The organism is Bradyrhizobium sp. B039 (genome assembly GCF_038965675.1).
Classification (GTDB): Bacteria; Pseudomonadota; Alphaproteobacteria; order Rhizobiales; family Xanthobacteraceae; genus Bradyrhizobium; species Bradyrhizobium diazoefficiens.
Genome location: NZ_CP152416.1, coordinates 440,326 through 465,483, shown reverse-complemented (window position 1 = coordinate 465,483; position 25,158 = coordinate 440,326). Strand labels below are relative to the sequence as shown.

Annotated in this window: 20 protein-coding genes; 5 read left to right on the top strand and 15 right to left on the bottom strand. The window is 63.8% G+C overall.

Going from position 1 to position 25,158, the window contains the following annotated elements:
- Positions 1–8: 8 nt before the first annotated feature.
- Positions 9–2,300 (bottom strand): FdhF/YdeP family oxidoreductase, encoded by a 2,292-nt coding sequence (locus AAFG50_RS02060; RefSeq protein WP_342714143.1) that lies wholly within the window; start codon positions 2,298–2,300, stop codon positions 9–11.
- Positions 2,301–2,548: 248 nt separating this feature from the next.
- Between AAFG50_RS02060 and AAFG50_RS02055 the strand changes: the two genes are divergently transcribed.
- Positions 2,549–3,796: an oxalate decarboxylase family bicupin gene (locus tag AAFG50_RS02055; RefSeq protein ID WP_011083113.1), complete on the top strand. Its 1,248-nt coding sequence runs from the start codon at positions 2,549–2,551 to the stop codon at positions 3,794–3,796.
- 81 nt (positions 3,797–3,877) lie between these two features.
- Here the strand turns inward: AAFG50_RS02055 and cydB are convergent, their stop codons facing one another.
- The 12 genes from cydB to AAFG50_RS01995 all read right to left on the bottom strand — a co-directional run bounded on the left by cydB (position 3,878) and on the right by AAFG50_RS01995 (position 14,985).
- Positions 3,878–4,864: a cytochrome d ubiquinol oxidase subunit II gene (cydB, locus tag AAFG50_RS02050; RefSeq protein WP_028175285.1), complete on the bottom strand. Its 987-nt coding sequence runs from the start codon at positions 4,862–4,864 to the stop codon at positions 3,878–3,880.
- 1 nt (position 4,865) lies between these two features.
- Positions 4,866–6,275: a cytochrome ubiquinol oxidase subunit I gene (locus AAFG50_RS02045; RefSeq protein WP_028175286.1), complete on the bottom strand. Its 1,410-nt coding sequence runs from the start codon at positions 6,273–6,275 to the stop codon at positions 4,866–4,868.
- A 19-nt stretch (positions 6,276–6,294) separates the two neighbouring features.
- Positions 6,295–7,833: a malate dehydrogenase (quinone) gene (gene mqo / locus AAFG50_RS02040; protein ID WP_028175287.1), complete on the bottom strand. Its 1,539-nt coding sequence runs from the start codon at positions 7,831–7,833 to the stop codon at positions 6,295–6,297.
- A 42-nt stretch (positions 7,834–7,875) separates the two neighbouring features.
- Entirely contained in the window at positions 7,876–8,280 is a 405-nt protein-coding gene (locus AAFG50_RS02035; protein WP_028175288.1) for a hypothetical protein, read from the bottom strand.
- 32 nt (positions 8,281–8,312) lie between these two features.
- Entirely contained in the window at positions 8,313–8,702 is a 390-nt protein-coding gene (locus AAFG50_RS02030; RefSeq protein ID WP_028175289.1) for a hypothetical protein, read from the bottom strand.
- A 14-nt stretch (positions 8,703–8,716) separates the two neighbouring features.
- Entirely contained in the window at positions 8,717–10,153 is a 1,437-nt protein-coding gene (fumC, locus tag AAFG50_RS02025) for a class II fumarate hydratase (RefSeq protein WP_028175290.1), read from the bottom strand.
- A gap of 182 nt (positions 10,154–10,335) precedes the next feature.
- Positions 10,336–11,004, bottom strand: coding sequence for a YoaK family protein (locus tag AAFG50_RS02020; protein ID WP_028175291.1), 669 nt, complete (start codon positions 11,002–11,004; stop codon positions 10,336–10,338).
- An 18-nt stretch (positions 11,005–11,022) separates the two neighbouring features.
- Entirely contained in the window at positions 11,023–11,859 is an 837-nt protein-coding gene (gene fdhD, locus AAFG50_RS02015) for a formate dehydrogenase accessory sulfurtransferase FdhD (protein ID WP_028175292.1), read from the bottom strand.
- Positions 11,860–11,862: 3 nt separating this feature from the next.
- The gene (locus AAFG50_RS02010; RefSeq protein ID WP_028175293.1) at positions 11,863–12,462 is read right to left on the bottom strand and encodes an HdeD family acid-resistance protein; all 600 of its coding nucleotides are present in this window, start codon (positions 12,460–12,462) and stop codon (positions 11,863–11,865) included.
- A gap of 343 nt (positions 12,463–12,805) precedes the next feature.
- Positions 12,806–13,306: a DNA starvation/stationary phase protection protein gene (locus tag AAFG50_RS02005; RefSeq protein ID WP_028175294.1), complete on the bottom strand. Its 501-nt coding sequence runs from the start codon at positions 13,304–13,306 to the stop codon at positions 12,806–12,808.
- Positions 13,307–13,369: 63 nt separating this feature from the next.
- On the bottom strand, positions 13,370–13,933 hold the full coding sequence (locus AAFG50_RS02000) for a cytochrome b (RefSeq protein ID WP_028175295.1): 564 nt from the start codon (positions 13,931–13,933) through the stop codon (positions 13,370–13,372).
- Positions 13,930–14,985: a catalase family peroxidase gene (locus tag AAFG50_RS01995; protein ID WP_028175296.1), complete on the bottom strand. Its 1,056-nt coding sequence runs from the start codon at positions 14,983–14,985 to the stop codon at positions 13,930–13,932. Before AAFG50_RS01995 ends, AAFG50_RS02000 begins: the two co-directional genes overlap by 4 nt.
- Positions 14,986–15,345: 360 nt before the next feature.
- Here AAFG50_RS01995 and AAFG50_RS01990 point away from each other — a divergent pair, with 360 nt between their 5' ends.
- Together AAFG50_RS01990 and AAFG50_RS01985 are read left to right on the top strand one after the other, a co-directional pair.
- The gene (locus AAFG50_RS01990) at positions 15,346–16,227 is read left to right on the top strand and encodes an SDR family NAD(P)-dependent oxidoreductase (protein ID WP_028175297.1); all 882 of its coding nucleotides are present in this window, start codon (positions 15,346–15,348) and stop codon (positions 16,225–16,227) included.
- 283 nt (positions 16,228–16,510) lie between these two features.
- On the top strand, positions 16,511–19,426 hold the full coding sequence (locus tag AAFG50_RS01985) for a winged helix-turn-helix domain-containing protein (protein ID WP_049832559.1): 2,916 nt from the start codon (positions 16,511–16,513) through the stop codon (positions 19,424–19,426).
- 263 nt (positions 19,427–19,689) lie between these two features.
- Here AAFG50_RS01985 and AAFG50_RS01980 read toward each other — a convergent pair whose 3' ends face one another.
- On the bottom strand, positions 19,690–22,587 hold the full coding sequence (locus AAFG50_RS01980; RefSeq protein WP_049832560.1) for a winged helix-turn-helix domain-containing protein: 2,898 nt from the start codon (positions 22,585–22,587) through the stop codon (positions 19,690–19,692).
- 69 nt (positions 22,588–22,656) lie between these two features.
- Positions 22,657–22,854 carry a hypothetical protein gene (locus AAFG50_RS01975; RefSeq protein WP_231166614.1) on the bottom strand — a complete coding sequence of 66 codons (198 nt, stop codon included), beginning with the start codon at positions 22,852–22,854 and terminating at the stop codon, positions 22,657–22,659.
- Positions 22,855–23,190: 336 nt separating this feature from the next.
- Here AAFG50_RS01975 and AAFG50_RS01970 point away from each other — a divergent pair, with 336 nt between their 5' ends.
- Together AAFG50_RS01970 and AAFG50_RS01965 are read left to right on the top strand one after the other, a co-directional pair.
- On the top strand, positions 23,191–23,433 hold the full coding sequence (locus tag AAFG50_RS01970; protein ID WP_028175300.1) for a hypothetical protein: 243 nt from the start codon (positions 23,191–23,193) through the stop codon (positions 23,431–23,433).
- 368 nt (positions 23,434–23,801) lie between these two features.
- On the top strand, positions 23,802–25,019 hold the full coding sequence (locus tag AAFG50_RS01965) for an ABC transporter substrate-binding protein (RefSeq protein ID WP_231166756.1): 1,218 nt from the start codon (positions 23,802–23,804) through the stop codon (positions 25,017–25,019).
- Positions 25,020–25,158 lie beyond the last annotated feature (139 nt).

Below are 25,158 nucleotides of genomic sequence, written 5' to 3'. Positions count from 1 at the left end.
CGTGGCCGCTATTCCCCGGTAGCGGCCGAACGCACCATGCGGATCGGGACGCCCTTGTATGACGGCGTGAAGCTGAGCGGATCGCGGGCGTAGAGCGGCACCAGCGGATTGGTCTCCGGATAGTACGCAGCACAGCAGCCCGTCGGAAAGGAATAGGCTACCACGCGGAAGTTGCGCACGATCCGCTCGGCGCCATCGGTCGAGGCGGTTATCAGGTCGACGCGATCGCCGTCCACAAGTCCCCGCCTCTTCAGCTCGTATTCATTGAGGAACACCACGTCGCGCTGACCGAACACGCCGCGATAGCGGTCCGACATCGAGTAGAGGGTCGTGTTGTACTGATCGTGGCTGCGTATGGTGGTGAGCCACAGGAAATCGGGATCGCCCTGCGGCGGGTCCTCGCCGCAGCCCGCGAAGACCAGGAAGTTCGCCTTGCCCGACGGCGTCGCCCAGATGCGTTCACGCGCCGTCGAGGTGAGATGGAAGCCGCCGGGGACGCGGATGCGGGCATTGTAGCCTTGGAAGATGGGGAACACCGCCTCGATCGCATCCCGGATGCGATCGTAATCGGCAACGAAGTCATCCCAGTCGACCACCGTGCGCTCTTCCAGCGTCGCCCTGGCAACGCCGGCGATGATCGCGACCTCGCTGAGGAGATGCTCCGATGCCGGCTTGTTGCGGCCGCCGGACGCATGCACCATCGACATCGAGTCTTCCACCGTGATCGACTGCGGCCCCGACGCCTGGACGTCGATCTCGGTACGGCCGAGACACGGCAGGATCAAGGCTGCGCGGCCATGAACGAGATGGCTGCGGTTGAGCTTGGTGGCGACGTAGGCGGTCAGATCGAGATTGCGCAACGCAGCCTGCGTCGCCTGCCAGTCCGGTATGGCCGCGGCAAAATTGCCGCCCATTGCGAAGAAGGCCTTCACCTCGCCGCGGATCATGGCTTCCAGCGCGGTTACCACGTTGTGTCCCGGCGCGGTCGGAGGCTTGAAGCCGAAGCGCTGCTCCAGCCGCTCGAGGAAGTCCGCCTTGGGGACTTCCGTGATCCCCACGGTCCGATCGCCCTGCACGTTGGAATGACCGCGAACCGGGCAGACGCCGGCGCCTTCGCGCCCCACATTGCCGCGCAACAGCGCGAGATTGGCGATCTGCTGCACGTTATTCGCGCCGCGCCAGTGCTGGGTGATGCCCATGCCGTACACGAGGATGGCACGCTCGGCCTTCATATAAGCGCCGGCGGCATATTCCATGTCCTCGCGCGTCAGGCCGGACTGACGTTCGATGTCCGGCCATTGCGTGCGCTTGAGATCGTCGATCAACGCCTCGACGCCGACGGTGTGACCGCGGATGAAATCCCAGTCCAGGATCTCCGGCCGCTCGGCGGCGCGGGCCGCATCGTCGGCCTCCACCAGGATCTTCATGATTCCCTTGAGGACGGCGACGTCGCCGCCGACCCTCACCTGGAAGAGCTTTGAGCTGATCGCCGTCGACGACAGTGTGATCATCTCGATCGGGCTCTGCGGCGCCTGGAAACGCTCCAACGCTCGCTCGCGGAACGGATTGAAAGAGATGATGGAGGCGCCGCGGCGTGCCGCATTGCGCAGGCTGGTCATCATCCGCGGGCTGTTGGTGCCGGGATTCTGACCGAAGATGAAGATGCAATCGGCCTTGTCGAAATCCTCCAGCAGCACGGTACCCTTGCCGACGCCGAGCGAGTAAGGCAGGCCGACGCTGGTCGCCTCGTGGCACATGTTCGAACAGTCGGGAAAATTGTTGGTGCCGTACTCGCGCACGAAGAGCTGATAGAGGAAGGCGGCCTCGTTCGAGGTCCGCCCGGACGTGTAGAACTCCGCCATGTTCGGATCCGGCAAGGCCCGAAGCTCGCGACCGATCATGTCGAATGCATCGCTCCACTCGACCGGGAGATAGCGGTCGGATGCGGCATCATAGGCCATCGGATGGGTGAGCCGCCCGACCATTTCGAGATCGTAATCGTTCCAGCTCGTAAGCTCGGTGACCGTGTGCTCGGCGAAGAATTCGGGCGTGCAGCGCTTCGACGTTGCCTCCCAAGCGACCGCCTTGCCGCCGTTCTCGCAGAATTCGAAGGACGAGGTGTGCTTCGGATCGGGCCACGCACAGCCGGGACAATCAAACCCCTCAGGCTGGTTCATCCGGCTCAGCGTCGCCGCGCCCTTCAGCGGCACCCGCTGCACCAGGAGTGCTTCGCTAAGCGCCTTGAGTGCGCCCCAGCCGCCGGCGGGTTCACGATAAGGACGAACCGATTTCGTGGTCATCTCGATATCTCTCGGTATGGCAATTCTCCGAACCAGTTAAGGATCGCGCGGGCAGAGCCGTCTTTTCAAAACGACGCCGAATTTCTCAATTGCACACGTTCGAACCCGGCCGGGCGGCTGAAGCAGCCAGTGCATTCCGGAAAAAGGAAAGCCGTTCGCGGAAGCTGTGCCGGCAGCAAGGAACTAGGCTGGGCATCTTGAGCCCCCGCGCGACAGAGGGCTTTCGATGATTTTCAGGAGAGGCCCCCATGTTTTCACGACGTGATTTGCTGGCCATGTCCGCGGCAGGCGCCGCCATGGTCGGTTCCAGTGCGCAGGCGGCAACCTTCGGCAATCCGGACGAGCCGCCGCAAGGCGCCGTCAACGCCAAGAGCCCCGGGAGCCTGAGCGATCCCGGTCCGCAAAATCCCGAACTGGCCAAGCAATTCCCTTCCGCACAAACGCCGCCAGCGACGGACGTCGGCGGCCTGCCGATGGATTGGGCCTCGTTCAACAATGCGCCGCGACGCATCCAAAACGGTGGCTGGGCTCGTCAGGTCACCGTCGAGGACTTCGCCATCTCGAAGGAAATCTCCGGCGTCAACATGCGGCTGTCCGCCGGCGGCATCCGCGAGCTGCATTGGCATCAAGCGGCCGAATGGGCGATCATGACCTACGGCTCCTGCCGCATCACCGTACTCGACACGCAGGGGCGCCCCTATGTCGGCGATCTCAAGGCCGGCGACCTCTGGTATTTCCCGCCGGGCGCGCCGCATTCGCTGCAGGGCTTGGGCCCCGACGGCTGTGAGTTCGTGATCTGCTTCGACGACGGCCACGCCAACGAATTCAACACGCTGCTGGTGACGGACTGGCTGGCCCATACGCCGCCCGAGGTGCTGGCGAAGAATTTCGGCGTGCCGGCTGACGCCTTCGCGAAGATCCCGCTGCACAATCGCTGGATCTTCCAGGGTACGGTGCCCGGCGATCTCGCCGACGATCGCGCGGCGGTCTCCAGGCACGCCGAAGCGCCGCCCTATCCCTTCATCCATTCGCTCGGCAGCTCGCCTCCCGTCAAGGAGAGCGCCGCCGGCAGCATCCGCGTCGCCGACAGCAGCAACTTCAAGGTCGCCACCACCGTCGCCGCGGCGCTGGTGACGATGCCGCCGGGCGCGGTCCGGGAGATGCACTGGCATCCGAATGCCGACGAGTGGCAGTACTACATCAAGGGCAAGGCGCGGATGACGGTGTTCGACACCGGCCCCAACGCGCTGACGACGGATTTCTCGGCCGGCGACATCGGCTATGTCCGGCGCAATCTCGGCCATTATGTCGAGAATGTCGGCGACACCGAGCTGCAATTCGTCGGCGTGTTCCGCGCGCCGCGCTACGAGGAGGTGTCGCTCTCCAACTGGCTGACGCACACGCCGCCCAAGCTGGTGGCCCAGCATTTCAACATCGACGAGAAGCTGATCGCCCAATGGCCGGACAACGGCCCGGGTGTCATGCCCAAGTCCTGAAGCAAGGCCTTAGACGGTCCTGAACGAGAAAGGCGCCGAAACCGGCGCCTTTCTTTTATTCGCGGTTCGGGCCTGTAGCCGTCAGTAGTGGTCCGCCGTCGCAGCCGTCTTGCCGCGAAAGACGCGATAACCCACCGCGACATAGAGCAGCATCAGCGGGAACACGAACAGGCCGGCGCCCCAGAACATGAAGGCGAGGCTCGCATGAGGCGCCGCCGCCTCCTCGATCGTGATGACGAACGGGATCATATAGGGCCAGAAAGACAGGGCAAGCGTGCCGAAGGCCGATGCGAAGATCAGCGCCACCATGTGGAACGGCCAATAATCGTCGTGACGCAGGATACTCGTCGCAAGCACTGCGGCGGCGCCCGCGCCGATGAGGGGAAACACGAACAGATAGGGCCGCTCGATCCATCGGCGCAGGATTGGCAGATGTTCGACAAGCGCGTGCGTGAAGACGACGACGAGAAAGGCCAGCACGGCGACCGCGAGCAAGGGAATCTGACGCCGCGTGGCGTCGCGGATCGGGCCCTCGCACTTCCCCACCAGCCAGCAGGCACCGAGCAGCGCGTAGCCGAAGCACAGGCCGATCCCGCACAAGACCGAAAAGCCGGTCAGCCAGCCGAAGGTTCCGCCGACATATTCGCCGTTCGAAAACTGCAGTCCCTCGACGAGCGCCCCGACCATCGCGCCCTGCATGAAGCTTGCGGCAAACGATCCCACGGTGAAGCTGACGTCCCAGACCCGGCGCGAGCGCGAGGCCTTGCCGCGAAATTCGAACGCAACGCCGCGCAGGATCAATCCCAGCAGCATGACCACGACCGGGATGTAGAAGGCGGGCATCAGCATGGCATAGACCACGGGGAACGCCCCCCACATGATCACGCCGGTGACGACCAGCCAGGTCTCGTTGCCATCCCAGACCGGAGCGATCGTGCGCAGCATCTCGTCACGCCTCGCCTCGCCATCGGCGAGGCCAAACAGCATGCCGACGCCGAGATCGAACCCGTCCAGCAGAAGATAGATCAGGATGCTGATGGCGAGCAGCGCAACCCAGAACATCACCATTCTATTCTCCCGCTTCGAGGTAGCTGTGCGAGGCCGGCACCTGGTCGGCGAGCGACATCGGCCGATTGGGGACGGGAACGTGCAGGGGCTTGCCGCCCAGTCCCGCCGGGCCGGCGCGCAGCAGCCGGTAGATGTAGTAAGTCCCGAACGAGAAGATGAAGGCATAGACAGCAACGAACAGGATCAGCGAAGCCGTCGCGGCGGCCGCTGTCAGAGACGGCGTCACGGCATCGGCGGTCCGCAATACGCCGTAGACCGTCCACGGCTGGCGGCCGACCTCCGCGGTGTACCAGCCGGTGAGAATCGCGATCCACGGCAGCGGGAAGCTGAGGAAAATGCCCCACAGCAGCAGGCGGCTCCGATCGAGCCGATGCTTGAGGCCGAGCCAGGTCCCGAACCACGCGAGCCCCAGCATCACGAAGCCGCAGCCGACCATGACGCGGAAGGCAAAGAACGGGATCGCCACCGGCGGCCGGTCCTGCGGCGCGAAGCTGGAGAGGCCGACCTCTTTCGAGGTCAGGCTCATGCTGCCGATGATGCTCCCGAGCACCGGAATCGATATCGCATATTTGTTGGATTCGGTGCTCGAATCCGGGATCGCGATCAGCACCTCCGAGGCGGGCTGCTCGTCATGCCAACGCGCCTCGATCGCGGCGAACTTGGCCGGCTGGTAGTCGTGAACATAGTCGCCGACGAGATGCCCAATGAAGAGCTGGACCGGGAGCAGCACCGCCGCAAGCGCAAGGCCCATCCGCAGCATGACATGGGCCTCGGCGCGATAGGTCCGTCGCAGCAGATACCACGCGCCGGTTGCGGCCACGCAGAACGCGCCGGTCAGATAGGACGCGAGCAGCATGTGCGGAAACCGGACCCAGACCACGCGATTGAAGATGATCTGCGCCCAATCGTTCGGTACGAACTGGCCGTTCTGCAGGACGTAGCCGGTCGGCACCTGCATCCAGCTGTTGTTGACCATGATCCAGAACGCCGAAAGCGTGGTTCCGAGCGCGACCATCGTCGTCGAGAACAGGTAGAACCACGGCGGCACCCGGGGCCGGCCGAAGATGAGGATGCCGAAGAAGCCTGCCTCCAGCATGAAGGCGGTGAATGTCTCGTAGGAGAGCAGCGGGCCCTGGATCGGACCCGACATCTTCGAGAGCACGCTCCAGTTCGTTCCGAACTGAAACGCCATCACCACGCCCGACACGACGCCCATGCCGAAGGCCACGCCGAAGATCTTCAGCCAGAACTCGAACAGGGTCCGGTAGACGGGCTTGCCACTATACTGGTGCATCGCCTCGAGCACGGTGAGCCAGGCGGCAAGCCCAATCGTGAACGCCGGAAAGATGATGTGGAACGAGATGGTGAAGGCGAACTGCAGCCGCGACAGGAGGAGTGCCGTCGGATCCATCGGACATTCTCCCGTTCGTTCACGCCCGCTTCGCGGCCGCCGGCGCGCGTGCGGCCGGCTGCGGAATGTTGTCGACCTTGAGAACCTCCGCCGTCGTCGCTCGAATCTGACGACAGAAATCCGCGTCGTCGATCAACGACACACCATAGGACGGGACGATCTGCTTCAGCTTCGGCAGCCAGGCGCTCGCCGTCAGCTCTCCGGCAAAGCACTTTTCGAGCACGCTGATGGCGATGAATGCCGCCGTGGAGGCGCCCGGCGAGGCGCCGAGAAGCGCGACCAGCGAATGATCGTCCGCGCCGACGAGCTCGGTCCCGAATTCGAGCAGACCGCCGCGCTTGACATCGGGCTTGATGATCTGGACGCGCTGGCCGGCGACCTGCAGCCTCCAGTCCTTCGGGTCGGCCTTCGGGAAATATTCGTCGAGCGCCGCAAGCCGGTGGCTCTCGGATTGCAGCACCTGCCCGACCAGATATTCGGTGAGATCGAAATTGTCGCGCGCCACCGAGAGCAGCGGCTTGACGCTGGCAGGACGAATGGACTCGAAGAGGTCCAGCAGCGAGCCGTGCTTGAGGAATTTGCTCGAGAAGCCCGCATAGGGGCCGAACAGCAATGAGCGCTGGCCGCCGATCACGCGCGTGTCGAGGTGCGGCACGGACATCGGCGGAGAACCGACCGCCGCCTTGCCGTAGACCTTGGCATGATGACGCCCGTTGATCTCCGGATCGTCGCAGCGCAGCCAGATCCCGCTGACCGGAAAGCCGCCATAACCGCGTGCTTCCGGAAGGCCGGATTTCTCCAGCAGCGGCAGCGCGCCGCCGCCGGCACCGATGAAGACGAACTTTGCGCGAACCGAGCGCGTCTCGCCACTCTCGGTGTCGCGCACCTCGACGCGCCACCGCCCGCCCTGCTCCCGGTCCAGGCCGGTGACGCAGCTGTTGTAGTGGACCGCGCAACCCGGCTGGCTGACGAGATGACCAACCAGCAGATGCGTCAACGCGCCGTAATCGACGTCGGTGCCGGTGATGATCCGCGTTGCGGCGACCGGCTCATCGCCGCTCCGTCCGTCCATCACCAGCGGCGCCCATTCGGCAATCTTCTTGGGATCCTCGGTATGCTCCATGCCCTCATAGCAATGATGGGCCGACATCGCCTTGAACCGCTTGCGGAGAAATTCAACATTCTCCGTGCCGTGCACGAAGCTCATATGCGGCACCGGATGGATGAAGGACCGGGGGTCGGCGATCGCGCCCCGCCCGACGAGATAAGACCAGAATTGCCGGGACAGATCGAACTCGACGTTGACCTGGAGCGCCTTGGAGATGTCGATGCTGCCGTCGGGCCGCTGCGGCGTGTAGTTCATCTCGCAGTTCGCCGCGTGGCCGGTCCCGGCGTTGTTCCAGGAGTCCGAGCTCTCCTGCGCGCAATCATCGAGAGTCTCGAGCATCTGAATCGTCAGGGAGGGCTCGAGCTCCTTGAGGAACGCGCCGAGGGTGGCGCTCATGATGCCTGCGCCAATGAGAACGACGTCGGTTTCGCGGTCGGAAGCTGCTGGCATGGTTTTTTCCTTCGTTGGGTGTTGCTGTTCCGGATAGCTCGATCAGGCCTGCACCGATTGCCGCGTCTTGGCGCGGAACGGCACATCTGCTCCCGGCCGCAGGATCACGTAGGCACGGCGCCAGGACGAATCGTCAGTCAATTTCCAGCTGTGCCCCGAGCCCGCGGTGTCTTCGGCAAGCAGGACATTGCCGGGGTGAATCAGGAAGTGGTGGCCGTCACGCGTCTGAAAATCGAGCGTTCCGCTCAGCGTGATCACGAGCTGCCGGATCGGCGCGGTGTGCCAGGCGAACGCCCCGCCTGATTCCGTCTCCTGGAAGGAGACGCTGACGGCATCGATCTTGCCGGTCAGGAAGTCGCCACGCTGGCCCGGCTCCAGCTCGATGAAGCCTTCCTCGAAATGCGAGTTGTTATCCTCTCCGGTCCATAGACGCACACAGCGGATCATCGTGTCTCTCCTTGCATTTTTGCTGCTTTGCCTCAGCGGCGTTGTACGGACCGGAACGGCACCTCGGCGTCCGGTTCAAGAACCGTGTAGAGGCGCCGCCACGGCGCTTCATCCGTCATGGTCCAATTGTGGCCCGCCCCGCCCGTATCTTCCGTGAACAGGACATCGCCCGGGTGCAGCATGAAACTTCCGTCTGCCGTTTCGAACCGCAGCGTCCCGCTCAAGGACATCACGAGCTGACGCGCGGGGTCGGGATGCCAGCCGAGTTTCGGATCTGCATCCGTTTCGTGGAACGAGGCGGAATCGATCGTCAGCTTTACGCTGAGCGCATCGCCTCTCGCTCCATGCTCGAGCTCGACGACACCTTCCTGGAAGTGCGACTTGCCGTCCGCTCCCGTCCACAGCTTGACACACCGCATCATGGCCCTTGCTCCCTTCAACCGGTTTTCGCACCGATTGCGAGCGGCACCTTGATCTCGGCAACGTAGGGCTTGATCATCTTGGCGGGATCCACGATGCGGTCGAACTCCGGCTCGGTCACGAAGCCGAGCTTCAGCGCCGCCGACTTCAGCGTGAGATCGTTGTCCATCGCGTAATGCGCGATCCGCGATGCCTTGTCGTAGCCAATCACCGGCGCCAGGGCGGTCACGAGCATCAGCGACCGCTCGACATACTCCTTGATTTTCTTGCGGTTCGGCTCGGTACCCTCGACCAGGAAGGTGCGGAAATTCGTGCAGCCGTCGGTGAGGATGGTGACGGATTGCGCGATGTTGTGGATGATCAGCGGCTTGTAGACGTTCATCTCCAGGTAGCCGCCGGCGCCACCGAACCCGACGGCGACGTCGTTCGCCATCACCTGCACGGCGATCATCGTCAGCGCCTCAGCCTGCGTCGGATTGACCTTGCCCGGCATGATCGACGAGCCCGGCTCGTTCTCGGGAATCCGCAACTCGGCAAAGCCCGCGCGCGGACCGCAGGACAAAAGGCGGATGTCGTTTGCGATCTTGTAGAGCGAGCCGGCGAGCGTGCGCAGTGTGCCGGAGAGCTGCACCAGCGCGTCGTGTGCGCCCTGCACGGCGAACTTGTTCGGCGCACTGACGAAGGGCAGGCCCGTCAACCGCGCGATCTCGGCTGCGACGGCTTCTGCAAAGCCCGGCGCCGCGTTAATCCCGGTGCCCACGGCGGTGCCGCCCAGCGCGAGGCGGAAGACGCCCTTGAGCGCGTCGTCGATGCGCGCCAGACCGTCGGCGAGCATCGCGGCATAACCGGACCACTCCTGCCCGAGCGTCAGGGGTGTGGCATCCTGCATGTGGGTTCGGCCGATCTTGACGATGTCGTCCCACTGGTTCGATTTCGCCGCGATCGCATCGTGCAGAGCTTCGACCGCAGGAACCAGCCGTTGCGTCACGTTCATCGCGGCCGCGATGTACATGGCCGACGGGAAGCTGTCGTTCGACGACTGCGACATGTTGACGTGATCGTTCGGATGAACCGGCAGCTTGCTGCCGAGCGCCGTGCCAGCAAGCTGGCAGCATCGGTTCGAGATCACCTCGTTCACGTTCATGTTGAACTGCGTTCCGCTACCCGTCATCCAGACGTGAAGGGGAAACATGTCGTGATGCTGGCCGGCGAGAATCTCGTCGCAGGTGTGGACGATCAGTTTGTGAATCTTGCCGTCGAGACGGCCGCTGGCGTAATTCGCATTCGCGGCCGCTTTCTTCAGGATCGCGTAGGACTGGATCATTTCGCGCGGCATCAGGTCCCGGCCGATGCTGAAATGCTCGAGCGAGCGCTGCGTCTGCGCGCCCCAGAGCTTGTCCGCGGGAACGTTCACTTCACCCAGGCTGTCTGTCTCTTTGCGGAGGTCGTTCATCCTTTGCCTCTCGTGGCAGTTGATGTCGGGAGCACTCTTGCGGCGCCGACCTAAAGTGTACGGACGGCACGGCGCACACGCTTCCGCGAACGAACGTCCTTTTTCCGAATGGCATGGTGGGCGCCTCGACCTGCAACGAGCGAGCGCGCGTTGCGCGTGAACACTCAGGCAATCGCACGGCTTCAATGCTGATGGCTTCGATGCCGGCAGAGCCAGAGAACGTACCCCGACGATGCGATCGGCAGAGCGAGGCTCCAGGTTCCCAGCCACTTCGTCACGCAGCCACCGACAGCGGCTCCCAGCAGGAACATCAGGCAGATCGCAACCATCGCTCCACCGCCGCGCGCCGCATCGCGATCGGACGCGGCAACGAACTGATCGATGGCGCGGAGCATGTTTCCACTGGCAGTGACTGAGAGGTACTTCCAGCGTCCAACCTGCCTGAAACTCGCCGACTGCAACGCGACGCCGAAGGAGATGACAAGAATCACGATCTGATCGGGAACGCGATGAAGCAGCAGCATCGCCGTGGCAAGGCAGACGATTTCTCCGACGAGACAGCGCAGCGCCGCCCGGGTGCGGGCCGCCACCACCGCCCCCAGGACGAAGGCCACGATCGGAAGGAGATGGTGAAGCGCGCGCAGCCATTGCCCGGACTGGGCGTCGATCCCGAGGAAGACGACGTTGCCGGTCTGCGAACTCGCGAAGACGCCCAGCGACAGCCACGTGAAGGCGTCGAGGAAGCCCCCCGACATGCTCAGGAGAGAGGCAACCAGCAGCGATCGTTCCGGAGCGTAGGCCTCGACGCGTGTCTCGGCCAAGGCCTCCGTTGATGCGGCTTGCATCGCCATGTTCGCGGGTCCGCGAGGTCAGCAGCCGGCGGGCGGCGCGGCCTCTTCAGGCAGCAGGACGCGGCGCGGATGCGTGAATACGCCGTATCCGTCATCGCGGGCGACGGCGAGCAACGTGATCCCCGCCTCGTTCGCTGTCTGGATGGCGAGCGCGGTCGGCGCGGAAACGGCAACGACGACCGGCGCGCCGATCATCGCGGCCTTCTGCACCATCTCTACCGAAACGCGGCTCGTCAGCAGCACAGCGCCGTCACGAGCCGAGTTGCCGTCGCGAACGATTGCACCGGCGAGCTTGTCGAGCGCATTGTGCCGGCCGACATCCTCCCTGACCACGGCAATGCCGGCGCGAGGCTGCCAGAAGGCCGCCGCGTGAACGGATCTCGTCTGTTGGTTCAATGTCTGGAGAGGAGACAGCGCCTGCATGGCGCTCAGCAGGTCCCGTGCGTGAAAGGCAATGCCGGGGCTCTCGACCCGCGATGGCGCGCGACGTGCCTGTTCGAGGCTTTCGATGCCGCATAGCCCGCACCCGACCGGACCGCTGATGGCGCGGCGGCGCACGGCCAGGGACGCAGCGCGGTCGCCATCGAGCCACATCCGCACTTCCACGCCAAGCTCGTTCGAGATCAGCTCGATGCTCCTGATCTCGCTTGCGCGGCCGATGATTCCTTCGGTGAGGCTGAAGCCGACACCGAAATCCTCCAGATCGGCCGGCGTCCCCATCATCACCGCATGGGTCGACCCGTTGTAGGTCAGCGCGATGGCGCTCTCCTCGGCGACCAATCGCGACGTCGACCTCGTGCGGCCGCCGCGCCAGGCGATCTCCCGGTGCCGCGTGAATGTCGAACCTGGCATCATGGCTTACACCGTCGCCGGCTCGGCCGAATGTCGCGAGGCCCGGTTTCTGAGCGCGAGCCCGAACGCAATGAAGCCCCATCCCTGGAAGATCAGATCGACGACCAGCATCGCACCGAGTAGCCACAGGCCAATGGTCGGCCAGGCTGCAACCAGCATCACGCCGACGCAGAACGTCACGACGCCGGCGGCCACTATCCAGCGCCAGCCTGCGGCCGGCCGCATATGGAAGCCTGCCCAGATCCGCGTCACCCCGGCGACGATCAGGAAAGCGCACATTGCGAGCGACAGTGTGAACGAAGCCAGTAGCGGGTCGTAGAGGATAACGGCTCCGGCGGCGCCATAGATGATCCCGGCGAACAGCCAGAACAGGAAACCCCGCAGGCCGTGCACGGAGAAGGCATGCACGATCTGGAAGATCCCGGCGACTGCCATGGTCGCTCCAATGACGAGCACGGAGGCCAAGCTCGCCGCCATCAGATTGGCCGACGCAATGCCGCCGAGGATCAGTTCGCCAACCCCCAGTGCAACGAACCAGCCCCATTTTCCGGCAATCGCGTGAATGGCCCTTCCGAGCGACGCCTTCGAGTTCGACATGTCCGTCATGACTTGACCCTTGTACGTGCGACCGGCCTAGCGGTCATGGATGGGAGCAAGCGTACAGAGTTTCGCTCGGGGTCATCTTTCGAGGATGCCGCGATATTGTTTCATCCGCACGATGCGGGTCTTTTCGGTGGGCTCACGATCAAACGGCGAGCGTTCAAGGCAGGTCTGCAGCCATCTTTGGCAGATGCAACGGCAGTGAGATGGTAGAGTCGCGCATGGACTTCCAACCACCCCTGCGCGGAAGCGAAGGTCGCCCTCGCTTCCGCGGCGTCGCAGCGATCGGCCGCCTTCGACACCAGGTCGATCACCAAGGCAAGCTCGTCATCGACCCGGCATCCTGTGCCTACGAATTCGGGCCGCTTCGTCCGGTCTCGTACAGGAACCAGATCCGCCGCTCCGTCTCATCGATCCAGTTTTCCAGCAGGCTTGCGGTGGCGACGTCGCCATACTCGTCGCAAAGCTCGTGGACCCGACGCATTTCCCGCGTCAGCTGCTGGTTGTCGCTGCGCAGCTCGGCGAGCATGTCCTGGGGTTCGACATAATCCGCGTCGTTGTCGAGAATGCGCTGCTCGCGCGCGATCTGGCCGATCGAGCGCAGCGTCGTGCCGCCGATCTTGCGCGCCCGCTCGGCAATGTCGTCGGTCATGGCAAAGATCTGCTCGGCCTGCTCGTCGAGCAGCAGGTGATAGTCGCGGAAGTGCCTGCCGGATACGTGCCAGTGGAAGTTCTTGGTCTTCAGGTACAGCGCGAAGACATCGGCCAGCAGCGCTCTCAGCGCGGCTGGAATGTCCCGGTTCGCATTGGCCCCGAGATCCGTCGGGCTCTGGAGATCCGCTTTGCTCATTGTCGTCATCCTTGTTGGAGGTTGAAAAACTTTAGCCGCACGCTTCGCCGGCGCGCGAAGCGTTCATTCCACCGGCGTCGTCCTGTTCCGCAACGGCAGGAGCGCGATCGTCCCGAATACGCCGTCGCGGCGGATCAACGCGTGGAACAGCCCTGCCACCAGATGCAGCAGCACGAGGGCAAAGAACGCAAAGCCCAGATAGACATGGGCATTCCACAACAGCGTGTGCAGGCGGTCGCTCTGCGGCAGCAACGCCGGAATTCGAATGCTGCCATACAGAACGACTGGATAGGCCGCAGCCCAAAGCATGCCGAGCCCCAGCAACGGCATCACGATCATGAAGCCATACAGGAGCTGGTGCGACAAACGTGCTGCCAGCTTCATCGCCGGCGGAAGATCAGCCGGCAACGGTGGCGCGCTGTAGTGGCGCCGCAGAGCCAACCTGATCACGACGAGAGCCAGGAGAGTGACGCCGAGCGTCTTGTGGATCAGGATCAGCGGCAGATATGTCGGCGCCACGGTGGACACCATGCCGACGCCGATGAAGAGCATGGCGATAATACAGACTGCCATCAACCAGTGCAGGAGCCGCTGAAGCAGGGCGAAACGATGAGGAGCATTGCTCATGGCCTGGCGGTCTCGGTTCGAGGATAATCCCGGGCTTCGGCCGCACGCAAATCGTAGGACTTGCGGTAGACCGACGAGCGCGCGGCCGGGAAAGGATCGTCCGACACCCGGATTCCCTGCGGCAGCACCGTCGGATCGAAGTTGATGTCGCGGCAGGGCCCATCCCGCTCCGGTTCGATCCGCTGCACGATGAGCGTTCCGACTTGCACCGTACGACGGCCCTCAGGCCAGGACTTGCTCGGGTCCGCGGTCGGATCACCGGGATCGGCGACGGTCGTGACCATGGTCCAGCGTTGCGGGCCGGCGATCCGGACCCGTTCCGCTATCTCCTGCTCGAGAAAATCGGGACCGCGCTTTTCCAGCTCGGCTTGTGACAGTGGAACGACCTTCGCCGTCGGCAGCAGCGACCATCGCACCGCATGCTCTGCGCCCTTCGCATCCGTGAAGATGAAACTGTTGAGCCCGTGGTAAGGCTCCTCCGCATAGCTGGCGGTCCAGGGCGCCGTTTTGGCCCAGGCCGCGAAGGCGGCGAATTCCGGATTTGCCTGGATGAATGCCCTCATCGCCTCCGGATCCTTCTTGCCGGATGCAATCAACAGGTCGTGAAACGCCTGCGGCGTGGAGACTGCAAAGAACGGCGGATTGATCATCGCCATCCGCCACTCTTCGCCATCCGCCGTTGCGATCTGCAATCCCAAACCGCGCACGCGCGCGGTTGCGTCCACGGCGTTCGGATCGGCAGTGCCAAGATTGAAGCGGCCCAGAGCCGGATACGTGCCTCGCTCGAAGACCCTGGCTTTCGAGAGTTCCACGCCGTTCCCGTTCGCCTCGAAGACGCCGGTGAAGCAGATTCCCTTGGCATGATTTCGCCGGTGCCCGAGTGGCGGGCCACTCGGGGGCGTGAGCGCCGCGATCATCAGATCCGGCGTCAGGCGCCCGGGCGAGAGCCACCCAGCAGTGTAGGCAAACGCGGCAGCACCGCCCCCGAGGACGGCCACAATCAGCACCAGCGAGCCGAGCCTCGAGCGCGGCAGGTTGCCTGACTGATTCATCGCTTCTCCTTGCAATACGCAAGCCGCCCCGCAGACCGGCCCCACGGCCCGTTCTGTCGAGCGGCTCGGGTTCCGTTGTAGCTGGCGACCACGGCCGCGATCTTCTGAAACCGGATCGCCAATTTCGCGAAGGCACGTTCGTGCTTGCCCAGTATGCGGGGCTCGTCCTCACCGGATTTCGGGCTTTCTCGAAATATTTCGTGCGATCTGAAAATCACTCACCGGGCTCGAAAGACCAGCTTTGCGCCGGGGCCTAGTTCAAAGGCTCTTCGCACAAGGCCAGCGGTCGATCGACGAACGATGAACGTGTCGCGACGACGCTGGCGTCTTTGCGGAAGCTGGAGTGCGATTGGGGTTCGAATGAGCAAAGTGATCATCGTCACAGGAGCTGCAAACAGCATCGGACGAAGCACCTGCAAGACATTGGCGCAAGCCGGCCACACGGTCTACGTTTCGATGCAGGAAACGAAGGGCCACGATGATCACGGCGTCGAGGACGCCGGCAAGCACGGCGCGGAACTCCGAACCATCGCGTTCGACGTCGCCTCGGAAGCCTCCGTGAATTCGGCCATCGATGCCATCGTCGCCGAGAACAACCGCCTCGACGTGATCGTGCACAATGCCCGACAGGTCATCTACGGACCGGCGGAGGCCTTTACGCCGGACCAGCTTGCCGAGCTCTACGACACCAACGTGCTGAATGCGCAACGGGTCAATCGGGCCGCATTGCCCCAGTTGCGCAAGCAGGGCCAGGGCCTGCTGATTTGGGTCTCATCGAGCAGCGCACGTGGCGCCTCGGTTCCTTTCCTGGGAGCCTATGCTTCGTCAAAGGCCGCCCTCGATGCACTGGCGCTCGGCTATGCGGGCGAGCTCGCGCGCTGGGGCGTCGAGACGACGATCGTGGTCCCCAGTGCGCTCGGACCCGGCCACTACATTCGCTCCGGCCGACCGCTCGACACGGCGCGGGCCGAGGAATACGCGGATGGTCCGACGGCCGACGTGAGCGAGATCGCGCAATCGGCACTTGCGCAGCTTCCGGCGAAGGATCGAACTCCGCAAGACGTCGCGACCGCCATAGCCGATGTCGTCGGCATGCCATTCGGACAACGGCCGCTGAGAGTTCATTTCGGTCCTGACGACGACGGAGCCGCAGCCGTCAACGCCATCGCCGACAGCGTCCGCATGGAACTTCTCCGCCGGATCGGGTTGGACGACATTCTCAAGCCCGCGTCCATCGGATAGGGCTGGGTGTCGTGGCGTCGCACATTCGTGATCAGGCGAGACCGAAGACCAGCCGCGGCGCTCGTTTCGACGCATCGATATAAGCTCCCGGTCGTTTCTGTAATCAGGGGTCGATTCCTGAAAATCCGGGAGCCTCTTCGGAGCCCCAGACGAAAGTGATACGTCCCAATCCTTTACCCTGTTACTGCCGAATGTTAGGTTTGAAAGGCCGCTACGTTCACGCGTCTTGGTGTGCTTCCAAGTCATAGAACGTGACGAGTCGTGCGCCGGGTTGAAATTCCCAATGGCCCCCCGCTGGCAAAGCAACAACACGCAAAGCAGCAACACGATGGCCGCTGCCGGCCGCTCCGCCCAAGACGAAGCCGCCCGGGAGATCTTGGTCTTCGGGCCGTTTCGGCTCGACCCCGCGCAGCGGCGGGTTGAGAGAGACGGGAGCCCCCTGCAGCTGTCGGGTCGAGCATTCGACATTCTGCTCGCACTGGTCCGGCAGGCCGGCAACGTCGTCAGCAAGACAGAGCTTATGGCCACGACGTGGCCGGGCGCCGCCGTCGAGGAAAACAGCCTGCGTGTCCATATCGCCGCACTCCGCAAGGCACTCGGAGACGGCAACGACGGCGTCAGATACCTGAGCACGGTCTCCGGGCAAGGCTACTGCTTCGTCGCGGCGGTATCGCGCCCGGAACAGAGGCAACCTGCACCGACCAATCCGACTTACGTCCATAACCTGCCGGCGCATCCCCGGCAGATGGTCGGGCGTGAGCAAGCCATACAGGACATCTCGGAAAGACTGAGAGCCCAACGTTTCGTCACGGTCGTCGGCCCGGGCGGCATCGGCAAGACCACAGTCGCCATTTCCGCGGGCCACGCCCTGCTCGCGGAATTCGCCGGCCATGTCCACTTTGTCGGTCTCGGCGAGACAGGCAGCGCCGCTCCAGTGCCGGCGATCGTCGCATCTTCACTTGGGCTGCGAGCTCGATCGAATGATCCCACGAATAGCCTCGCGACATTCCTGCGCGACATGCGGATGCTGCTCATTCTGGACTGCTGCGAGCATGTCATCGAAGCCGCGGCGGCGCTGGCCGAACGGCTCTACCAGGCAGCACCGGAGCTGCACATCCTGGCGACCAGCCGGGAGCTGCTGCGCGTCGAAGGCGAGTTCACATACCGGCTCCCACCGCTGCCGAGCCCGCCGGAGAAGATCGTTTTGACGGCCGCGAACGCTCTCGCCTACCCTTCGGTGAAACTCTTCGTCGAGCGTGCGACCGCGGGAGGCGGCGAGTTCGCGCTGACGGATGCGAACGCCTCTGATGTCGGCAACCTCTGCCGTCGGCTCGACGGTATCCCGCTTGCCATCGAGCTCACCGCCGGCCATGTGGGCGCATATGGCGCAAGAGCGATGGTCCAACTCCTCGACCAGCACCTCAATTTGCTGTGGGAGGGACGACGCACCGCGCTGCCTCGGCACCGGACACTGCGCGCAACCATCGAATGGAGCTACAATCTTCTATCCGACGCGGAACGCGCGATTCTCGGCCGGCTGTCAGTGTTCGTCGGTAGCATGACCCTGGACGCCGTGCGGTCGATTGCCGCGGGCTCGGAGGATGACGACACGATCCTGGCGATCATCGACAGCCTCGTCGCCAAGTCGATGCTTGCACTGAACACCGGCTCGCAACCGACCCGCTACCGCCTTGCCGACTCGACCCGGGCATACGCGCAAGAGAAACTTGCCGCCAGCGGGGACTCCGAGGCGGTCGCGCGACGTCACGCCTGCTACTTTCTCGACCTCCTTGAGATGATCGGCGACGAAGCGAACCGAGACCTTTCGACGGTTGCGGAGGAATTCGGCAACGTCCGCGCCGCACTGACGTGGTGCTTCTCGGATCAGGGAGACCGCAGAGCCGGCGTGGCGCTCGCTGCAGCATCGATACCGCTCTTCTTCAAGCTGTCGCTCCTGGCGGAATGCGAGCTCTGGGTCACCCGCGCCATCGAAGCACTCGATGAAACCAATGGAGGCATCAGGCAGGGCCTCGTCCTTCACACGGCGCTGGGGGCTGCGCGCATGCTCACCGGACAGCTGGATGAATTGGGCGCAAATCACCTCCGCCGGGCGCTCGAGCTGACGGAAAGGATCGGCGATATACCGGGGCAGATCCGTTTGATCGACCAGTTGCATTTGCTGCAATTGTTCGTCGGCAAGTATGATGACGCATTTGGCATCGCCAAACGCGGCGAAGCCATTGCCCTTGCCAACAACGATTCCAATGCGGTCGCGCGCATGCGCGTATTGCTCAGCATCTCCTGCCAGTATCTCGGCAAGTTCGTTGCCTCTCGCTCATACGTCGAAGCGGCATTGCGACATACGGGCCTGGACAAGGACGTCCTTAGCGGCCTCACCCTCGAATATCCCAAACGCGCTCAAATCACCCTTGCGCGCGTCCTCTGGCTTCAGGGATATCCCGATCAGGCGACAGGAATGGTGCGCCGCGCCATCTCGGACGTCATCGCGGCGAACCATCCGGTCATGTTCTGCAGAGCGCTGCCATGGGCATTCGGCGTCTTCTTCTGGAATGGCGATCTGGAGGATTGCGAAGAACACATCGACAGGTTCGTCGTGGAGGCTCGCAGGCACAACCTCGCCATCCTCCAGTTGGTCGGCGAGGCCATGAAGGGGATTACACTGCTGGCCAGGAACGAGACCGGTGTCGGGCTCGCCATGCTGAAAGGCTCGATCGAGAAGCTGCAGAGCCTGTGCTTCGGTGCGGTGGCTGGGTTTCGCATGCCTCTCGCCGAAGCCCTGGCGGCGACAGGTCACGGCGACGAAGCCCTGGACACCATTGATCAGGCGATTGCCCAGGCCCAACACTGCAACTTCATGATGGACATGCCCGACATGTTGTGCACAAGAGCGAAGGCGCTGATGAGGAAGAGCAATCCGGATCTTTCGCAAGCGGAGCTGAGCCTCATCCGAGCACTCGACCTCGCCCGCCATCAGGGGGCGCTGGGTTATGAGCTTCGCGCGGCGATCGCGCTTGCGAGACTATGGCAGCGAGGCGATCGCCGCCGGGAGGCGCACGATATGCTCGCCCCCGTCTATCAGCGGTTTACCGAGGGATTCCAGACGCGCAGCCTCGTGGCGGCAAGAGGCTTGCTTGCCGAGCTGAACCCGCCACGCTCGCGCTCGTTTGCGGCCAAATGATCCTCTCCGGATCGCGTAAGCGCGCATCGCCTCGATCGCCGTGCAATCGCGATAGAGGGGTGCAGTCTCGAACGACGCGTGCGGGCCGCCGGTCCATGCTGCGTTGGCAATGAGACGTCGGCGCCGGCCATCGCCATCGGCGGCACAGGCGGCGCCACCGGCGGATTGCGGAACGTTCCAGAGCACGGGGAAGCGGCGCTCGCCGAGGCCGCACAGGCATCCGATCGATCGGATCTGATGCCGCTCCCCGGGGCCTCCATCGCTTACGATCCCAGCTTCACCATCATTGCGCGCGCGTCGCTGAGGTCCGCAGTCTCGAAGCCTTCGGTGAATTTGCCATACACGGAAGCGAGAACATCGCGTGCATCGGCCAGATGCCCCTCACTCATCCTCATTCGTGCCACGCTGATCGCCGTCCTCAGCTCCCAGAACAATGCACCCTGGCTCCGCGCCACCTCGAACGCCTTGTCGAAGACCTGCTCGGCACCACCCGTCGAGCGGCGCGCGCCGGGGCGCAGCAACAATTCGCCCTTGATGCGCAAGAGCTCGGCGACATACCACCCTTCGTCCCTTGCCTCGCATCGTGCGAGCGCCTCGTCGGCGGTCGCGAGCCCCTGCGACACCTCGCCGGCCTCTCCGAGACACACGGCGAGCTCGCCGAAGGGAAGCAGGAAACGCGGCAGGAAGCGCGCCTCGCCCGCGAGCTCGAGCGCCTTGCGCAGCAGCGGCAATCCGGTCGCTACGTCGCCCCGGCGCGAGATCAGCACGCCCCTGAAGGCGCGTGCCCATACGTTCCACAAGCGGATCGGGTGGCGTTCGGTGTGCTCGATCAGCATCGTACAATACCGCTCCGCCGCGTCGAGATCGCCGGCCAGGAAGGCAATCGGGCAAGCACCCTGCCCGAGGACGCTGCAGAATGTGAGTGCGTGGCCGCTCGTCCGGCCTTCCTCGACGTTGCGCCCGACGACGCTCAAGGCCTGATCCGCGAGGCCAAGCAGCCACAGGATCCGCGCCTGGAAGTAGTGAGTTGAGGCCCGCAGGTCGAACCGGAAACGGATGACCTGCGGCTTGGCCGCCAGATCCGAGAGGCGAGACAGGGTTCGCCCGATGTGATGATACGCCTGCCGCTGGTCGCCGAGATAGTGCAGCGTGGTTGCAAGAAGTCGGTCGGCCATCATCCGGTCGACAGGATTGCCGGAATCGTCCACGGCGTCTGCGAAACGATGCGCAAATTCGAGGGCCCTGCGGAATTCGCCGTTGTTGAACTGATCGATGCAGAGTCCCCAAAGCGCGCGCAACAGGTAGTCCCTGTCACCGAGCTGCTCGGCCAGCTGAAGGGTCGCGGCCCAGGCGGGACCGGCCTCCCGGGCTCTTCCGACACCGTACATCAGCGACCAGCCGCGCGCGGCCGACAGCTGCATGCGAAGCCGCGGCGCGTTCGCGGCCGTCGGGTCGAGGCGCGCCAGAGCGAGTTCGGTCCGCTCGCGGCATTCGCTGAGGAGCGACAATTGCACCCAGAGCGGGACTGCGGCCGCCGTCAAGGCCGCTCCGACTTGCGCGTCTCCGCCGGACGAGAAGGCCCAATCAAGGCTCGTTCGCACGTTGTCGATGTGCCGGCCATAGATGGTGAGCCACTCCGCCTGCGGCTTCACTTCGCTGTCGGCCTCGGCGTTGGCAAAGAATCCGCAATAGTATTTCGCCTCGCGGCGGGCGGCGTCGGGATATTCTCCGCCCGCGTGCAGCTTCTCCAATGCATAGGCACGCGTCGTATCCAGCAAGCGATAATGAGGACTGTCGCGGCGAATATCGGCGACAACGAGCGACTTTGCCACCAGCCTGGCAAGCTGGCCGGTCACGTCGCCGATGTGCTCGCCGGCGAGCGCGATCACTGCATCGAGCTGGAATTCGCCGGCGAATATGCCGAGCTGCCGGAGCAGCCACGCCTCGTCGTCCGGCAGCAGGTCATAGCTCCAGTCGAGCGTTGCACGCAGCGTTTGCTGCCTCGGCAACGCGGTACGGCGGCCCGTCGTCAGAAATTTGAACCTGTCATCGAGAAGTGCCGCGATCCTCGGCGGGCTGACCATGACTGCGCGCGCCGCTGCAAACTCGATCGCAAGCGGAATGCCGTCGAGCCGCCGGCAGATGGCTGCGATGGCGCCGATGTTCTCCTCGTCCGACGCGAAGCTTGAACCCAACGCCTTCGCTCTGCTCGTGAACAGCTCGACTGCGCTGTACGCGTAGGCGCCGGCGGGCTCGAGCCTGGCTTCAGGCGGCACGCCCAGAGGGAGCACGCGGTAGACGTGCTCCCCCTCGATGCGCAGCGCTTCTCGACTTGTCGCAACAATGAACGTCCCGGGGCAGCGGCTGACAACGAGCTCGGCCACCTGGGCCACGGCATCAATGACGTGTTCGCAATTGTCGAGGATGAGCAACAATGGCCGAGGGCCGATCGCGCGTGCGATGGATTCAGGCGAAATCTCCTCGCCCTCGAGCTTGGTGCCGAGCACGCCGGCGATGACCGAGCAGACGAGCTTGGGATCGGACAGCGAGGCCAGTTCGACCAGCAACCGGTCAGCCGCCAAGCCGGTCGGCGGCGTTCTGGCTGCCTCCAGCGCCAACGCCGTCTTTCCGATCCCGCCGGGCCCGACCAGGCTCACCACGCGATAGGCCGACAGAAGCCGCCACAGATGTGCGATCGCGGCGGTGCGGCCGATGAGATCGAACGACGCGCTGGGAATGTTGGTCGACGGCAGCAACCCGGTTGCGGCAGATTGTAGCGGGGCGTCCATATGCCGGATCCGCCACGCTCCCAGCAAACGATAACCGCGACCAACAGTGGTTGACAGCATGTCGCGGTCAGGACCAAGGGCTTTTCGGATCGCCGCGATATGTACGCGAAGTGCGCTCTCCTCGACAAAGACGCCCCGCCAGACGCGCTCCGTCAGGTCGTTCTTGGTGACGAGTTGGCCCTCCGCCTGAACCAATTCCGCAAGAATCTCAAAGGCACGCCCCCCCAAAGGAACGAGCTCTCCTGCCGAACGCAACTCGCGTCTGACAAGATCGATCTCCCATTGCGCATAAATGTAGACGGGACGCTGGCCTGGCTCAGCCATCATTGGGACAGCCCAAGCGGTTTCATCATTTTCAGTCCAGCTTACCATCAACCCTTTCGAAAGACACAGGTTGCCGGACGGCGCCGCCGCCGGCCCCCGTCTCCGAATGCGCGCTCTTCAGCAGCCGCGGCAGATCGATCCTTCCAGCATCTTCTCGAGCCGGGCGTCGTCCTTGTCGATGGTCGGGTCCGTGCCGAGCAACGGCCCCTTCGTCGCGCGACCACCACTGTCGGACGACGGAAGCGCGGTGCCCAGCGAGTTCGTTCCAGGCGCGGCGGCGCTCGTCCCGAGCGCACCGCCGCTTGCCATCGACATATGCGATCCCATGTCACCGCGGGCAGACGCAATGCCCGAGAGCGCTACGCAGGCGACGACACAAACAACAGGGATTAATCTCATTGCTCACACTCCAAATGTTCAAACGACCCGCCTCCCAGAAACGGGCATCAGACGCGTTTGACCACGCACAATCGCGCGAGGATTCTGACAACGCTGACAGAATCTTCCCGCAGGAGTGATGCACGTCCTCCGGGACTTCTCGACCGGACGACCTACATAGGATTCATCAAAAGAATTTTCGGAAACGCCACCAGCCGAGCAGCGATCATCGCCAAGCGACTCTCCGCACAGAGCAAGCAATGGAGAACCGCTATGAGTGTATTCAAAATCCTAATCGCTGCGGCGCTACTCTCAACGGCAACGATATCGTCCGCATCCGCAGCCTGGTCCTTCGCCGATCAGGAGCCGGCAGCCTTTGCATCGATGTACCCCGATCGCGACGTGCTGAATGGCGGCGCGCTGACGCCGGCCGGACGAATGGGCCTCGAGCGGCCGGGTGGTGCCGCGCCCGTATTCGCCGCGGGCCACTACCACGTCCGCAACTGGCATCGATGATGAGGCACCACAATCGAGCGTCATGCAGATGATGGCGTCCAAAATCCGGGAGTGCGGCCGCGCCATGCGGCGCACCCTGCCGGCTTCGAAACAAGGCCAATCACGTCGATCCGGATAGCCGGCCCGGCAGTTGCGAAACTTAACAGTTCTTCAGCATCTTAAGCCGGGCTCGCGGCAGCACCCGCGCTATATTCGGGACCCGACTTCTGCACGTGCACGCCCAGCGACCGCAATACGCGTCTCTCCCGGGCCGGCGCGGCCGAACGACACGTCGTCGGGTTTGGTATGTTCGAAACCCGGCAGCGCCATGGAGGCACCGCTTGATCACAGGCAGAACTGGCTACTCGATTTCGGGCAACGCGTGGCGCCTGGGAAAGCTCGTCATCTCCTGCGCCGTGCTCGCAGTCGGCAGCGCTTCCGCGGAGCCGCAGTACGACCCCGGCGCAAGCGATACCGAGATCCGGATCGGCAACATCATGCCCTACAGCGGTCCGGCGTCGGCTTACGGCATCATCGGCAAGACGATGAGTGCATACTTTCGCATGATCAACGACAACGGCGGAATCAACGGCCGGAAGATCAATTTCATCTCATATGACGACGCCTACAGTTCATCCAAGGCGGTCGAACAAGCACGACGGCTCGTCGAGGACGACGAGGTGCTCGCGATCTTCGCGCCGTTCGGCACGGCCAGCAATGCCGCCATTCAGAAGTACATGAACCACCGGCATGTGCCGCAATTGTTCGTCATCACCGGAGCGTCGCACTGGGCCGATCCCGAGCACTTTCCGTGGACCATCGGCTGGCTACCGAGCTACCGAACCGAGGCCCGCATCTATGCGGACTACATTCTGAGGCATCATCCAGGTGCCAGGATCGGCATTCTCCACCAGAACGACGACTTCGGGCGCGACTATCTGCGCGGGCTGAAGGACGTGCTCCAGGACAAGTACGCGCAAATGGTGGTTGCCAGCCTGCCATACGAGGTCAGCGAACCGACGATCGATTCACAGGTCGTCGCGATCAAGTCCGCCGCGCCCGACATATTCATCGACATAGCCACGCCCAAATTCGCCGCTCAGGCGATCAGGAAGCTCGCTGAGCTGGACTGGCATCCCATCCACATCGTGACGAACGTCTCGGTCTCGGTCGGCGCGGTGCTGAAGCCGGCCGGACTGGACAACGCAAAGGGAGTTCTCAGCGCGGGGTATCAGATGGACGTGACGGATCCGCAGTGGGACAGCCATCCGGGCATGCAGCACTTTCGCGCGTTCATGGCGAAATACTTTCCGGAAGCCGATCGATCGGAGAGCGGGCCTCTGGTGGCCTTCAACATGTCGAGCGCGCTCGTGGAGGTGATCAGGCGCTGCGGCGATGATCTGACGCACGAGAGAATCATGCAAGTGGCCGCGGATCTCGATTTCGAACTCGAGGCCTACATCCCCGGCATTCGAATAAAGACATCGCCAACGGACTTTCATCCGATCGAGCAGCTCCAGATGATGCGCTTCACCGGCGAGAGCTGGGAATGGTTTGGTCCGCTGCTCGATGGACGCGCTGACCAGGCGACGTCCTTGCCCGACTAGGACGCGGACCTCCCTGTGGGATGAGCCGTCGATGTCCGAAGTCAACGCACCGCGACGACTTCGTGCAAAGACGAAAATGTTCGTTCGATCAACACTGCGGATCCGACGCGCGCATGAACATGTCTCGCGTGCGGGCCGA

Coding starts and splice junctions, on each gene's coding strand:
- AAFG50_RS02060 (WP_342714143.1), bottom strand. CDS start 2,300: ATGACCACGAAATCGGTTCGTCCTTATCGTGAACCCGCCGGCGGCTGG.
- AAFG50_RS02055 (WP_011083113.1), top strand. CDS start 2,549: ATGTTTTCACGACGTGATTTGCTGGCCATGTCCGCGGCAGGCGCCGCC.
- cydB (WP_028175285.1), bottom strand. CDS start 4,864: ATGGTGATGTTCTGGGTTGCGCTGCTCGCCATCAGCATCCTGATCTAT.
- AAFG50_RS02045 (WP_028175286.1), bottom strand. CDS start 6,275: ATGGATCCGACGGCACTCCTCCTGTCGCGGCTGCAGTTCGCCTTCACC.
- mqo (WP_028175287.1), bottom strand. CDS start 7,833: ATGCCAGCAGCTTCCGACCGCGAAACCGACGTCGTTCTCATTGGCGCA.
- AAFG50_RS02035 (WP_028175288.1), bottom strand. CDS start 8,280: ATGATCCGCTGTGTGCGTCTATGGACCGGAGAGGATAACAACTCGCAT.
- AAFG50_RS02030 (WP_028175289.1), bottom strand. CDS start 8,702: ATGATGCGGTGTGTCAAGCTGTGGACGGGAGCGGACGGCAAGTCGCAC.
- fumC (WP_028175290.1), bottom strand. CDS start 10,153: ATGAACGACCTCCGCAAAGAGACAGACAGCCTGGGTGAAGTGAACGTT.
- AAFG50_RS02020 (WP_028175291.1), bottom strand. CDS start 11,004: ATGGCGATGCAAGCCGCATCAACGGAGGCCTTGGCCGAGACACGCGTC.
- fdhD (WP_028175292.1), bottom strand. CDS start 11,859: ATGATGCCAGGTTCGACATTCACGCGGCACCGGGAGATCGCCTGGCGC.
- AAFG50_RS02010 (WP_028175293.1), bottom strand. CDS start 12,462: ATGACGGACATGTCGAACTCGAAGGCGTCGCTCGGAAGGGCCATTCAC.
- AAFG50_RS02005 (WP_028175294.1), bottom strand. CDS start 13,306: ATGAGCAAAGCGGATCTCCAGAGCCCGACGGATCTCGGGGCCAATGCG.
- AAFG50_RS02000 (WP_028175295.1), bottom strand. CDS start 13,933: ATGAGCAATGCTCCTCATCGTTTCGCCCTGCTTCAGCGGCTCCTGCAC.
- AAFG50_RS01995 (WP_028175296.1), bottom strand. CDS start 14,985: ATGAATCAGTCAGGCAACCTGCCGCGCTCGAGGCTCGGCTCGCTGGTG.
- AAFG50_RS01990 (WP_028175297.1), top strand. CDS start 15,346: ATGAGCAAAGTGATCATCGTCACAGGAGCTGCAAACAGCATCGGACGA.
- AAFG50_RS01985 (WP_049832559.1), top strand. CDS start 16,511: ATGGCCCCCCGCTGGCAAAGCAACAACACGCAAAGCAGCAACACGATG.
- AAFG50_RS01980 (WP_049832560.1), bottom strand. CDS start 22,587: ATGGTAAGCTGGACTGAAAATGATGAAACCGCTTGGGCTGTCCCAATG.
- AAFG50_RS01975 (WP_231166614.1), bottom strand. CDS start 22,854: ATGTCGATGGCAAGCGGCGGTGCGCTCGGGACGAGCGCCGCCGCGCCT.
- AAFG50_RS01970 (WP_028175300.1), top strand. CDS start 23,191: ATGAGTGTATTCAAAATCCTAATCGCTGCGGCGCTACTCTCAACGGCA.